At 75.3% G+C, this 12,734-nt stretch carries 13 protein-coding genes; 3 read left to right on the forward strand and 10 right to left on the reverse strand.

Going from position 1 to position 12,734, the window contains the following annotated elements:
- Positions 1-288: 288 nt before the first annotated feature.
- Positions 289-984, forward strand: a complete 696-nt coding sequence (locus tag ACIDOF_RS17935; RefSeq protein ID WP_409006895.1) for an SMI1/KNR4 family protein — start codon at positions 289-291, stop codon at positions 982-984.
- 21 nt (positions 985-1,005) lie between these two features.
- On the opposite strand, the gene ACIDOF_RS17940 is transcribed toward ACIDOF_RS17935, so the two are convergent.
- The 3 genes from ACIDOF_RS17940 to ACIDOF_RS17950 form a co-directional block, all read right to left on the reverse strand.
- Positions 1,006-1,299 (reverse strand): hypothetical protein, encoded by a 294-nt coding sequence (locus ACIDOF_RS17940; RefSeq protein WP_409006896.1) that lies wholly within the window; start codon positions 1,297-1,299, stop codon positions 1,006-1,008.
- Positions 1,300-1,343: 44 nt separating this feature from the next.
- Positions 1,344-1,538, reverse strand: coding sequence for a hypothetical protein (locus ACIDOF_RS17945; protein WP_409006897.1), 195 nt, complete (start codon positions 1,536-1,538; stop codon positions 1,344-1,346).
- Between the two features lie 79 nt (positions 1,539-1,617).
- A complete protein-coding gene (locus ACIDOF_RS17950) occupies positions 1,618-1,944 on the reverse strand; it encodes a plasmid stabilization protein (RefSeq protein ID WP_409006898.1) in 327 nt (108 codons plus the stop codon).
- 358 nt (positions 1,945-2,302) lie between these two features.
- Between ACIDOF_RS17950 and ACIDOF_RS17955 the strand changes: the two genes are divergently transcribed.
- Together ACIDOF_RS17955 and ACIDOF_RS17960 are read left to right on the forward strand one after the other, a co-directional pair.
- Entirely contained in the window at positions 2,303-3,220 is a 918-nt protein-coding gene (locus ACIDOF_RS17955; protein WP_409006899.1) for an SDR family oxidoreductase, read from the forward strand.
- A gap of 33 nt (positions 3,221-3,253) precedes the next feature.
- Complete coding sequence (locus tag ACIDOF_RS17960; protein WP_409006900.1) at positions 3,254-4,507, forward strand: cytochrome P450; 1,254 nt, start codon at positions 3,254-3,256, stop codon at positions 4,505-4,507.
- A 22-nt stretch (positions 4,508-4,529) separates the two neighbouring features.
- On the opposite strand, the gene ACIDOF_RS17965 is transcribed toward ACIDOF_RS17960, so the two are convergent.
- The 7 genes from ACIDOF_RS17965 to ACIDOF_RS17995 form a co-directional block, all read right to left on the reverse strand.
- Positions 4,530-5,363, reverse strand: a complete 834-nt coding sequence (locus ACIDOF_RS17965) for an NAD(P)H-binding protein (protein WP_409006901.1) — start codon at positions 5,361-5,363, stop codon at positions 4,530-4,532.
- 118 nt (positions 5,364-5,481) lie between these two features.
- On the reverse strand, positions 5,482-5,814 hold the full coding sequence (locus ACIDOF_RS17970) for a hypothetical protein (RefSeq protein ID WP_409006902.1): 333 nt from the start codon (positions 5,812-5,814) through the stop codon (positions 5,482-5,484).
- Positions 5,815-5,875: 61 nt separating this feature from the next.
- Positions 5,876-6,460, reverse strand: a complete 585-nt coding sequence (locus ACIDOF_RS17975) for a hypothetical protein (protein ID WP_409006903.1) — start codon at positions 6,458-6,460, stop codon at positions 5,876-5,878.
- Between the two features lie 21 nt (positions 6,461-6,481).
- Entirely contained in the window at positions 6,482-7,330 is an 849-nt protein-coding gene (locus ACIDOF_RS17980) for an ATP-binding cassette domain-containing protein (RefSeq protein ID WP_409006904.1), read from the reverse strand.
- Positions 7,327-9,396, reverse strand: a complete 2,070-nt coding sequence (locus ACIDOF_RS17985; protein ID WP_409006905.1) for an oligopeptide/dipeptide ABC transporter ATP-binding protein — start codon at positions 9,394-9,396, stop codon at positions 7,327-7,329. The genes ACIDOF_RS17980 and ACIDOF_RS17985 overlap by 4 nt, the downstream gene beginning before the upstream one ends.
- Positions 9,386-11,098: an ABC transporter permease subunit gene (locus tag ACIDOF_RS17990; protein WP_409007068.1), complete on the reverse strand. Its 1,713-nt coding sequence runs from the start codon at positions 11,096-11,098 to the stop codon at positions 9,386-9,388. The genes ACIDOF_RS17985 and ACIDOF_RS17990 overlap by 11 nt, the downstream gene beginning before the upstream one ends.
- 119 nt (positions 11,099-11,217) lie before the next feature.
- Positions 11,218-12,732, reverse strand: coding sequence for an ABC transporter substrate-binding protein (locus ACIDOF_RS17995; RefSeq protein WP_409006906.1), 1,515 nt, complete (start codon positions 12,730-12,732; stop codon positions 11,218-11,220).
- Positions 12,733-12,734 lie beyond the last annotated feature (2 nt).

Consider the following 12,734-nt stretch of genomic DNA (forward strand, 5'->3'; position numbering starts at 1 on the left):
GTCGGAGGGGGTGCGGGCGGGGTCCTCGGCGGAGTCGTCGGTCGTGGTGCGGGTCGAGGTCACGGGCAGCTCCTGGGTCGCGTGCCGCACCTGGATGGTCCGGCACTGCCCGGCTCAACGACGCCGCCCCGGATTCGAACGCGCTCGATTCCGGTCGCGTACGAGCCCCGCAACGCCAAGGACTCGAACGCGTGATCGCCGCACTGGAGCGGCACAGGGCAGCCACCGGAGTGGCCGAAACGCGAAGGGGCGCGGGTAAGTTGCTACCGGAACAGGGGAGCGGCGGAGGTGAGCGCGGTCGTGCACGACATCTGGACGGGCGTACGGGAACGCGTCCTCGCGCTGCGCACGGCGCCGCACCGGCAGGACGTGTTCGGCGCGGAGTTCGGCAGCTTCGGCCACGGCTTCGAGCTGCTGCCCGTCCTCGACGAGGCCCAAGTCGCCGAGATCGAACGGCAGTTGGGGGTGCGTCTGCCGGACGAGTACCGCACGTTCCTGCTCCGGGTCGGCGCGGGCGGGGCCGGGCCCGACTACGGCGTCCTGCCCGTCGGGCGACTCGACGACGACGCGTTCCGCGCCTCCCGCATCTTCCGGCCCGAGGCCACTCGAGAGCTCACGGAACACGAGGAGTCGGAGCCCGTCGCGCACGGGTACGACGACTGGCCGGCGGAGGAGCAGGAGCGGTTCCGGCAGGCGTACGCCGACTGGGGCCGGCGCTGGGACGAACTGTCCGACAACCTCAGCGACGGCACCCTCTGCGTCAGCGAGCAGGGCTGCGGCTACTACACGCTGCTCGCCCTCACCGGCGAGGCGCGCGGCACCATGTGGGACGACGTGCGCGCCGTCGGCCACGGCGTCGTCCCCGTCCGCTTCACCCGGAGCGGCGACGACCCCAACTCCCTTGTGTCGTACGCCGATTGGTATCTGCGCTGGCTGGAGCACGCGGAGCGCACGGCGTGCGGCGGTCGGCCGCCGGAGCCGTGAGCGTGCCCGTCGGCCGGACCGTCAGCCGGACGGCTCCTGCGGCTCGGGCCGCTCCGTGGGCCCGCCCTGGTCGGCCTCCTCCTCGCCGGTCCGCTCCTCGCCCCTGCGGGCCGTGCCCGCCTCGTCCGTGTCCGGCACGTCCTCCGGCGACGACTCGGAGCCCTCCTCGTCCGGGGCGCTCTCGGGCGCCGTGACGTCCCAGTGGTCCTCGCCGCCCGTGCCCTCGTCCGGGCCGGCCTGCTGGTCCTGCGGGTCGTGCGGCACGGCACCGGGCTCGCGGGCCGGGGTCTGCGCGGGGTCCTGGTCGGCGGACATGGCAGCCAACTCCCTTCGCGGTCGCGGGACTTCAGGAGACGGCCTCAGTGGCGGTGCCTGCCCTCCTTGCGGGCGGCCCGTGCGGCCTTCGCCGCCGCCTCGGCGCGGCGTGCGGCCTCGCCTTCCCGGCGGCCCTCCTCCTTCAGCTCTTCGCGGCCCAGCGCGGCGCCGTCGGTGTGCTTCTTCGCCGCCTTGATCCGGGCGAGCTTCGCCCGGACGACGTCCATCTGGTCACCCATCGTGCTTCCGACTCCCTGTCTTTCCTACGTCGTGCCACGCGCGCGGTACGGCGGGGAGCGCCCCCGAGTACGGCGGGGGTCAACGCCCCAGTGCGCGGCGGAGTTCCTGCTTGTTCATCGAGGAGCGGCCCTCGATGTTCTTCTTCTGCGCCTCGGCGTACAGCTGGCCCTTGGTCGGCCCCTGCGCACCGGAGTGCGAGCGCTCGCCGCCGCGTTCGGAGGCGGACTTGGGGTCCTGCGTCGACGTCCGGCTCGCCGTGCGCGACTCGCCGGAACGGGCGCGTTCCTTGTTGACGGTGCGGGCGGCGATCTCCTTGGCCCGCTTCTCCGACTCCCCGCGCTGCTTGGCGCTCTCCTTCACGTGCTCGTACTGCCGCTCGCGCTTCGCACTCGAGCCTGCGGGCATGTGGCACTCCTCCGGACGGGTCGTACGTGATGTGTGCCGGGTACGCCGAGTACCCCTCGCAGGGCGGCGTACCCCTCGCAGGGCCGTCGAACCGGCCGGCGCCCGCCCGTGGCGGAGACGCGCCGGACCTGCCGTCCCGGCCTCGCATCCCACTGTGCGCTTCTGCGTCCCGCGCAGCAAACGCGCACCGAAACCGCAGGTCAGAGCCATGTACGGGGGTACACATGGCCCGGTGGGGCGGACGCCGCGCAGGCGCGGACCCGGCCGGTCCTGCCTACGGTGGAGGGACGCGGCGGCGCCCCCGTACGCCCGGGGAAGCGCCGGCCGAGGCCGACCGACGCCGACGAGAGTTCAGGCGATGACCCACTCCACCGGACAGCCCCCACCCGAACCGCAGGACCCGACCACGCAGGACCCGACCACGCGGTACCCGCGCCCCGACTTCCCCGCGCAGGACCAGGAGCCGCCCGGCTGGACCGGGCCGATGGACCCGCGGCCCGACCACGGCGAGGACTCGTACCGCGGCAGCGGACTGCTGCACGACCGCAGGACCGTGCTCACCGGCGGGGACTCCGGGATCGGCCGGGCCGTGGCCGTCGCGTACGCCCGCGAGGGCGCCGACGTCCTCTTCACCCACCTGCCGGAAGAGGCCGAAGAGGCCCGCGAGACCGCCCGGTTGGTGGCCGCCGCGGGCCGCCTCGCCGTGCCCGTGGCCTGCGACATCCGGGACGAGGACCGGTGCCGCGAGGTCGTCGACCGGGCCGTCGCCGAGTTCGGCCGCATCGACGTGCTCATCAACAACGCCGCCCACCAGATGGCCCAGCCCGACGGCATCACCGCGATCACCACCGAGCAGTTCGACCGCGTCGTCCGCACCAACCTGTACGCCATGTTCTGGCTCTGCCGCGCCGCGGTGCCGCACATCCCGCCCGGCGGCTCCATCATCAACACCACGTCCGTGCAGGCGTACAAACCCAGTCCGCAGCTCCTCGACTACGCGATGACCAAGGGCGCCATCGTCACGTTCACGCAGGGCCTCGCGCGCATGCTGGCCGACGACGGGATCCGGGTGAACGCGGTGGCGCCGGGCCCGGTGTGGACGCCGCTGATCCCGGCGACCCTCCCGGACACGACCGAGTTCGGCAAGCAGTCACCCCTGGGACGGCCGGCGCAACCCGCCGAGATGGCGCCCGCGTACGTGTTCCTCGCCTCGCAGCACGCCAGTTACATCACCGCCGAGATCATGAACGCGACCGGCGGCACACCCCTGCCCTGACGCCCCGCCCGACAGGCCCGCGAAAGGTCCCCCATGTTCGACGCGTCGCTCGCCCTCCTCAGCCAGGGCTACGCCTGGCTCCCCGACCTCACCCGTCGCAAGGGGCCCGGGCCCGTACGCACCCGGCTGCTCGGCAAACCCGCGATCGCCCTGCGCGGCCCGGAGGCGGTGCGGTTCTTCTACGACGAGGACCATGTGCGCCGCCGCGCCGCGCTCCCCGAGCCCGTCCTGAGCACCCTCTTCGGCAAGGGCGCCGTGCACACCCTCGACGGCGAGGAGCACCGCACCCGCAAGGAGCTCTTCGTCGGCATGCTCAAGGAACGCGCCGCCGTGCAGGACCTCACCGAGCACGTGTCCGTCGAGTGGGAGCGCGCGCTCGGAGAGTGGCGCGCCCGCACCCAGGTCCGGCTCTTCGACGAGGTGGCGCTGCTCCTCACCCGCGCCGTGTGCACCTGGGCGGGCGCCCCGCTCGCCGACCAACCCGAGCGGGACGTACGGGAGTTGGCGCGGGACCTGGTCGCCATGGTCGACGGCTTCGCCACCGCCGGGCCACGGCACTGGCGGGCGCGGCGGGCCCGCAGCCGCCAGGAGGAACGCCTCGCCGCACTGGTCGACGAGGTGCGCCGCAGGGCCCTCGCCGAGCCCGACGAGGCGGACGCCGCCGCGGGCTCCGCCCACCAGGTCGTCCGCGCGGTCGCCGCACACCGCGACGCCGACGGCACACCGCTCGACCCGCGCACGGCGGCCGTCGAGATCCTGAACGTCATCCGGCCGACCGTCGCCATCGCCTGGTACGCCGTGTTCGGCGCGCACGCCCTGCACCGGCACCCCGAGCTGCGCGAACGCCTCGGCGCCGACCGCGACGGGTACGCCCGCTCCTTCGCCCACGAGGTGCGCCGCTTCTACCCCTTCGCGCCGTTCGTCGCCGGTCTCGCGCCGCGCACCCTGGAGTATCAGGGCGAGCGGATCCCGGAGGGCGCGATGGTCCTGCTCGACCTGTACGGGCAGAACCACGACCCCCAACTCTGGGAATCCCCCTACGAGTTCGAGCCCGAGCGGTTCACCGGCCGCGAGCCCGCCCGCGACGAGCTCGTCCCGCAGGGCGGCGGCGAGGCCGCCGCCGGGCACCGCTGCCCCGGCGAGGACATCACCGTCGCCGTCCTCGCCACGCTCCTGCCGTGCCTGGCCCGCCTCGACCACGACGTGCCGCCGCAGGACCTCCGGATCCCGCTGCGCAGAATGCCGACGCTGCCGCGCAGCGGGTTCGTGCTGACGAACGTGGAGTGAGCCGTGCGCCGTCGGGGCCGGGTCAGCCGCCGAAGTCCGCGCGGTGGTCCTCGGCCCACTCGGCGAACGCGCGCGCCGGGCGGCCGGTGACGCGCTCGACGGTGTCCGTGACCTCCGGCGGCGCGAACCCGTGCTCCGCCGTCGACTTGAGCACGGCACGCACCATGTCCCTCGGCATGCCGGGGAACAGCGTCTCCTCCGCCTCCCGCGCCGACACCTCGACGAACGTCAGCTCCCGGCCGAGCGCCCGCCCGATCGCCGCCACCTGCTCGGCGTTGCTGGTCGCGCCGGGGCCGGTGAGGCGGTGCGCGGCGCCCTCGTGCCCCGGGTCGAGCAGGGCGCGCTCGGCGACCGCCGCGATGTCGTCCTCGTGGATCGGCGCCGACAGGGCCCCGGCGAACGGCCCGCGCACGGAGTCGCCGGCGCGGATCTGCCCGGCCCACTGCAGGGCGTTGACGGCGAAGGCGTTGGGCCGCAGGAACGTCCACGCCAACCCGCTGTCCCGTACGGCCTGTTCGGCCTGCGCGTGCCAGACGTGAATGGGGTGCGACTCGTCCACGTCGCCCGGCGCGCCGACGATCCCGGACGACAGCATGACGACATGCCGTACACCCGCAGCCTCCGCCCGGCCGAGCAGAGCGGGCAGTTCGTCGCCGGGCACGGCCTGCAGATGCAGGAACAGTTTCGACGCGCCGGCGAACAGGTCGTCCGCGTCCGGCCGTACGACCTCCGCCTTCTCGGGCAGCCCGGCCTTCTCGGGCCGCCGGCTCACCGCCCGGACCGCCTCCCCGGCCTCGGCGAGCCGCACGGTCAGCGCCCGCCCGACATTCCCGGTCCCACCGGTCACCACGATCACGAGAACTCCTTCTGAAAGCCGGGCACTTGGACCCGCACGCTACGACCCCCGCCTCCACCCCCGCCACGGCACGAAGTCCCACCCGCCCTGGTCCGCACGTCGTACGACCTCGGACGGGTCACGACGTCGTCCGCCGGTCGTGCAGCGGCGGACGGTCGATGACCTCGACGTACACGATCCGCCCGGCCACCACGTCGAGGTTGAGCATCCCCCGCTCCGGCAGCAGCGGCACACAGCGGTGCCGGGGCCCGTACGGCGTGCCGGGAGGGTGGTCGGAGGTGCGGAAGCTCTGACAGAAGTCGTCACCGCAACCGCAGGGCCCGAACAGACGGATGTCGTGCACGACGACGGACAGGTCGCGTTCCCCCTCCTCGTCGAGCAGCCGGGTCAACTCGTCGACCAGCTCGGGAAACACGTCACGGACCAGGGGAGGCTCTGCTTCTCTGCGCATGCCGGGAAGGTAGCGGCGGCGGCCCTCGCCGGTCGCTCGATTTCCGGCGGGGTCGCGCCCGTCAGGGCCGGTCGGGGTGCGCCTCGTCCGGCGGGGGAGTGGAGGACGCGATGCCGAGGTCGGTGCGCATGAGGCGGCGGAGGGCCCAGAGTGCGTCCCAGAGGGTGGCCATGTGCGTGCGGGCCGAGTCCAGGGTCTCCTCCGGCTCGGGCGTGCCCGCGTCCAGGCGCTTCAACAGGCCGTAGAGCGCGCCCAGTTGACGGTTCGCCGTGCTCGCCGCCGCGGCCACCGGGTCCGGGGCGACCATCTGCGCCTCGGCGTGTCGCATCCGGTGGTCGCGCCGCGCCCGGTCAAGGTCGGCCCGCAGCTCGTCCGTGACCTCGCCCCGCTCCACGGCATGCAGGAACGCCGACATGACGTTGGCCAGGTCCCGCGTGCCGGCACTGAGCGTGGCGTAGCAGGCGCGGCGCGTCTCCAACCATGCCTGACGCGCGGCGTGTTCGCGTTCGTCCTGCTGCAGTCGCCGCGTGTGGTCGAGCTCGCGGGCCCGGGCGCGGTCGGCGCCGCGCTGGGTGATCAGTGCGGCGGCGAGCGTGCCGCCGATGCCGAGCACCGCTACGGCGATCTGGCCGATCCAGCCGTCCACGCTTTCCCCCCGGGGGTGTGTTCAGAACACGGTCGCCGGTTCCGTACCCGGCAGGCCCGCGCCTTCCACCAGCCTCCCCTCCCGCATCGTCAGGACGCGGTCGCAGACATGCCGTACGAGAACGGGGTCGTGGCAGATGAACAGGTAGCCGAGCCCGAGGCGGTCCTGGAGGTCGAGGAGGAGGTTGACGATCCCGGCGCGCAGGGACGGGTCGAGCGCGGAGACCGGCTCGTCCAGCACGATCAGACGCGGCTCCGACGCCAACGCCCTTGCGATACCCGCGCGTTGGCACTGCCCGCCGGACAGCTCGTGCGGCAGCCGCTCCCCGCAGGACGGGTCGAGCCCGACGAGGTCGAGGAGTTCCGCGACCCGTTCCCGCGCCGCCCGGCGTGTCGTACGGCCGCCGTGCCGCCCGTCCCGTGCGGCCGTACCGCCCGGAGTGTCGTCTCGCGTCTCGCCGCCCCGCGTGTGGCCCTGCACCCGCAGCGGTTCCGCCAGCTGGTCGCGGATGCGGCGGCGCGGGCTCAGCGAGCCGTACGGGTCCTGGAACACCGGCTGGAACCGGGGCCGCAGCGGCCGCAGCAGGCGCTCGCCGAGCGCGGTCAGCTCCGTGCCGTCGAACCACACCTCGCCGCCCTGCGGCCGCCGCAGCTGCAGCACGGCCTCGGCGGTCGACGACTTGCCGCAGCCGGACGGCCCGTACAGGCCCACTGTCTCCCCGGCGGCGACGGTGAACGACACCCGGTCGACGGCCGTGACCGGCCCGTACCGGACGACCAGCTCCCGCACGTCGAGCAGCGGCACCGGACCGGCATCGGCGTGTCGTGTCGTCGGGGCCGGGGCCGGGGCCGGGGCGGGTGGCGTGTTCATGCGAGCTCCAGGTGGCAGGCGACGGACCGGCCGTCGGGCAGGACACGCAGCGGCGGGACCTCGGCCCGGCAGCGGTCCACGGCATGGGCGCAGCGCGGCGCGAACGCACAGCCCGGCAGGGCCTCTTCGGCCGTGGCGGGTCGGCCCGGCAGCGCGGGCAGCCGGGACCGGTGCGGCGCGCCCGGGTCGGGCACGGCGGCGAGCAGCCCGGCGGTGTACGGGGCGCGGGGCCGGCCGAGGACCAGGTCGACGGGCCCGTACTCGGCGAGTCGTCCCGCGTACAGCACGGCCGCGCGGTCCGCGTGTCGCCGTACGACGGGCAGGTCGTGGGTGACGAGGACCAGCGCCGCGCCGGTGGCCTCGCGCTGTTCGGCGAGGAGCGCGAGCACCTGCTCCTGGCGCTCCGGGTCGAGCGCGGTGGTCGGCTCGTCGGCGACGACGACCTCCGGGGAGTTGACCACGGCCATCGCGATCACGGCGCGCTGCCGCATGCCGCCGGACAGCTCGTGCGGGTACGCGCGCGTCCGCGCCGCCGGCACGCCCACCCGGTCGAGCGCAGCGGCGGCCTCGGCCCGCGCCCGCTGCCGGGACACGCCGGTCACCGACCGTACGGCGGCGGCGAGTTGGTCGCCGACGCGGTGCACGGGAGACAGCGCGGACAGCGCGTCCTGCGGGACGAGCGCGATCCGGCGACCCCAGTCGGCGGGCGTGACGGGCGCCCCCGCGAGCCGCACCTCCCCGTGCACCTCGGCCCCGCCCGGCACCATCCCGAGCAACGCCCGCGCGGTGAGCGACTTCCCGGCCCCCGACTCACCGACCAGAGCCAGCACTTCCCCGCCCCGCACATCGAACGACACACCCCGCACGACCTCGACACCGGCCCGGGGAAACCGAATCCGCAGATCCCGGACGGAGAGGAGCGGGGGGTTGCGGGGTTCGGATGCGGATGCGGAAGGGGCGCGCCGGCGGGGGGAGACGAGCAGGGGCTCGGCACGCGGGACGCGGTCTCGGCTGGGGGAGGGGGCTGTTTCGGCGCACGGTTCCCGGTCCGGGCGGGCGGAGGCAGCTGGTTCGGTGAGCGTGCCGTGTGCCTCGCGGGTGGCGGGGGACGGCCGGCCGTCGACCGGGCTTCGCGATTTGCGCGCGGAGGCCAACAGGCGCTCGCTGTCCGACGTGTCGCCTCTCTCGTGGGCGGAGGGCGCCGACTCGGCCCGGGGGCCGCGCCCTTCGGGTGTGGCGGGCAACGCCTGCTCGTCGGACGGGCTGCGCCCCTCGTGCGCGTCGGGCAACGCCCGCTCGTCGCCGGAGGGCAAGGCCTGCCCGTCGGACGTGTCGCGCCGTTCCTCGTGCGCGGAGGTCAACAGCCTCTCGTGGGCGGAGGGCGCCGACTCGGCCCGGGGGCCGCCGCGCCCTTCGGGTGTGGCGGGCAACGCCTGCTCGTCGGACGAGCCGCGATCCTCGGCGGCGGCGGGCTGCTGCTCCTCGCGGGCGGAGGTGCGCTGGTCGCGGACGGAGGTTGACCGCTGCTCGTCGGCAGGGTTGCGGCTCGCGTCGGCGGAGGGAAGCGGCTGGTGGTTCGACAGGCTGCGCTCCTCGTGCGCGTCGGGCAAGGCTCGCTCGTCGGCGGAGGACAACGCCTGCTTGTCGGACGTGTCGCGCCGTTCCTCGCGCGCGGAGGTCGACAGGCGCTCGCCGTCCGACGTGTCGTGCCTCGCGTGGGCGGAGGGCGTCGACTCGGCCCGCGTGCCGCGCCGTTCACGTGCGGCGAGCAATCCCTGCTCATCGGCGGCGGGCACCGCCCGCTCGTCGGACGCCCCGCGCCGCCCCTCACGCACGACGGCCCCCACCGCACCCGGCGCGTCGCGCCCCTCACGCACGACGGCCCCCACCGCACCCCGCGCGTCGCGCCCCTCGCGTACGGCGGAGCCCGACCCGTCCTCGCGTACGGCGGAGCCCGACTCGGCTTCGCGTACCGCGTTCGGCGGGTGGTCGCTCGTGGAGGGGGATGGGCCGCCCTGCGGCTCAGGAGTGAACTGGGCTGCGGCGGCAGTGGGTTCAGGCGGCAACGTGGGGCTCCTTGGTCAGGTCCGTGCGGCGGGTGTACGCGGACAGGGACACCGCGAGCGCCGCGAGCAGCGCGAGGGCGATCGCCGGGGCGAGGGCCGCGACCGGGGCCCGTTCCACGTAGTCGGCGGTGCCGTCGAGCAGCAGGCCCCACTCCGGCGACGGCGGCTGCGCGCCGAGGCCGAGGAAGCCGAGGGAGGCGAGGGCGAGGGCCACGCCGGGCAGCCGCAGCACGGCGTGCCGCGCGACCGGCGCGGCCACCGCCGGCAGCACGTGTCGGGTGAGGATCCACAACGGCGGCGCGCCGATGGCCCGTTGGGCTCGTAGGAACGCGGCGGCCCGCACCTCCTGCACGAGCGCCGCGGCGTGCGCGGCGAGCGGCGGCCAGGACACCAGCGCCACGGCGAGCGCCGCGCCGCCGGGCCCGGGGCCGAGCGCGGCGGCGACGAGAACGCCGACCATCACCGGCGGCAGCGCGTTCGCGATGTCGGCGAGCCCGGCCGCGAGCGACGGCAGGAAGCCGAGGGCGAGCCCGAGGAGCCCGCCGGCCAGACACACCGCGGCGGCCGTGCCGACCGTCGACGCCGCGCCGTGTCCGAGCCGGGCGAGGACGTCGCGGCCGAGGGCGTCCGTGCCGAGCGGATGCGCCGGGCTCGGGTCGGCGAGCCGCGCCGCCGTGTGCACCGCGTACGGGTCGCGCAGCAGCCCCCAGCCGATCACCGCGACCAGCACCGCGGCGAGCACCACGGGCACCGCGACCGGCACCCGCACCGGGCGCGGCGCGGGCAGTGTCAGGCCCGCGTCCCGCAGCCCAGGCCCGAGCAGGACGCGCCGCAGCCACGCCGCGAGCGCCCCGACGGCCAGGCCGAGGGCGAGCAGCACGAGCACGGCGCCCTGGAGCAGCGGCAGGTCCTGCGACTTGGCCGCGCCGATCGCGGTCCGGCCGAGCCCGGGGATCGCGAACACTGTCTCGACGGCCACCGCACCCCCGGTCAGGCCGACCGCGACCATCCCGAACTGCGGGAGCAGCGGCGGCAGTACGCGTCGTAGCGCCGCCGCCGCGACCCGGGCCCGGCGCACGCCCGCGCCGCGCCACAGCTCGACCCAGCGCTCGTCGAGGACCGCGGGCAGCGCGTCCGCGACGAGCCGCCCGAGCAGCCCGCCCGCGGGGACGCCGAGCGCGAGTGCGGGCAGTACCAAATGCGCGGGCCCGGCCCAGCCCGACGTCGGCAGCAGCCCCAGCCACACGCCCGCCACGATCAACAGCAGGGTGGCGAGGAGGAATTCGGGCACGGCGGCGAGCATCGCGGCCACGCCGCCGGACGTGCCGCGCCCCCGCACGAGCACCGGCAGGACGAGCACGGCCGCCACGGCCAGCGCCACCAGGAGGGCCGCGGCCATCAGGCCGAGCGACACCTGCAACCCGCCGAGCACCGACGGCAGCACATCGGTCCCGGACACCCACGACACGCCGAGGTCGCCCCGCAGCACCCCGGACGCCCACGCCCCGAGCAGCCCCGACGGCCCCGACTCCAGGCCCAGGTCGGCGCGGATCGCCGCCAACGCCTCGGCGGTGGGCGCCTGTTCGGCCGACCGGGCCCGCAGCAGCCGGCGTGCCGGGTCCTCCCCGGACAGCCACGGCAGCAGTCCCACCAGCGCGACCACGCCGACGAGCCCGGCCACCCTGGTCGACACGCCGACGATCCGCGGGCCGCGCAGCGCCGCCCGCACCCGGCCGCCCGCCGCACCGGATCGGCCCGTACGGACACGACCCGCCGCACCGGCGCTGCCCGTACGGACACGACCCGTCTCGCGCAGGGCCCTCACCGTACGTACGTGTGGAGCGTGACGAGTTCGCGCTCGCGCGGGTCGTGCGCGGCGCCGGACACGCGCTGGGCGTCGCCCTGGATGACGCGCTCGTGCAGCATCGGCACGGCCGCGTCGGTGCGGAGCACGGCGGCCTCGGCGGCCATCACGGCACGCCGACGCGCCTCACCGGCCGCGGTCCGGCCCGCCCGGTCGAGGACCTCGTCGACGTCGCCGTCCGCGAGCTGCGGGATGTTGAAGGAGCCCTCGGTCGCGAAGTCGCTGTACAGGTACGCGGCCGGGTCGCCGGAGTCCAGGACCGTCGCCCGCGACAGCACGAACGCGTCGAACTCGCCGTCCAGCGCGGCCGGTTCGATGTTCGCGTACTCCCGTACGTCGAGTTCGACCTCGAAGCCCGCCTTCTTCAGCTGGGCCTGGAGGAGCTGCGCGACCTCGGGGAGCTCGGCCCGGTCGGTGAACGTGCCGATGGTGATCTTCGCGCCCTTCGGCTTGCCCGCCGTGGCGCGCCGCACGTCCTCGCGGAGCCCGGACGCCCAGGGCAGGGCGGGGCCGAGGAGTCCTTCGGCGACGTCGGCGCGTCCCTCGTAGACGCTGCGCACGATCTGCCGCGCGTCGATCGCCTCGCGTGCCGCGGCCCGGAGCGCGGGGTCCTTGAACGGGCCGCGGTCGGTGTTCAGGTACAGGGTGTTGGTGCGCGGCATCGGCACCTCGGTGATCAGCTTCTCGTCGAGCAGCGGCGCCTGCGAGACCGGCACGGCCTCGACGATGTCGGCCTCCCCGCTGCGCAGCGCCGCGGCCCGCGCGGTGCCGTCGGGCACGAACTTCACGTCGATCCCGGGGGACTTGGCGTCGCCGCCCCAGTACGCGTCGTACCGGTCGAGGGAGGCGGACGCGGTGCCGTTGACCTTCGTCAGCTCGAACGGACCGGTGCCGGCGCCGACGGGGTTCACCGTCTTCCCGTCGTACGCCTTCGCGGCGAGGATCGACAGCTGCGGGGAGCTGAGCCGGTGCGGGACGAGCGGGTCCTCCTCGGCGGTGGTGACGCTGACGGTGTCCGTGCCGACGGCCTTCGCGGTGAGGCGTACGCCGTCGAGGATGCGCGGCTTGGGCGCCGCCTGCGACGCCTCGGTCAGGGAGCGCACGACGGCCTTCGCGTCGAGGCGGGTGCCGTCGTGGAACGTGACGCCGTCGCGGAGCGTGAACGTCCAGGTGCGGCCCTGCTGGGTCCAGCCGGTGGCGAGCGCGGGCCTGGCGTCGCCCTTCGCGTCGAGCTTGACCAGCGTCTCGGCGGTGGACCAGCGGGACAGCTTGAACGCGTCGTCCGACAGCGGCGAGAGGCCGGAGCGAGGCGGCTGCATCATCGCGACCCGCAGCCGCCGCTCGCCGCCCGGCCCGTCCGGAGCGGTCTGGGCCGGGGCGAAGCAGCCGGTCAGGGCGAGGGGCAGGGCGCCCAGGGCGAGCACGGACAGCGGGCTCCTACGGGACGGGCGGAGCCGTTCGAGCGGGCGCACAG

Source organism: Streptomyces sp. Da 82-17, from assembly GCF_046098215.1.
Lineage (GTDB): Bacteria > Actinomycetota > Actinomycetes > Streptomycetales > Streptomycetaceae > Streptomyces.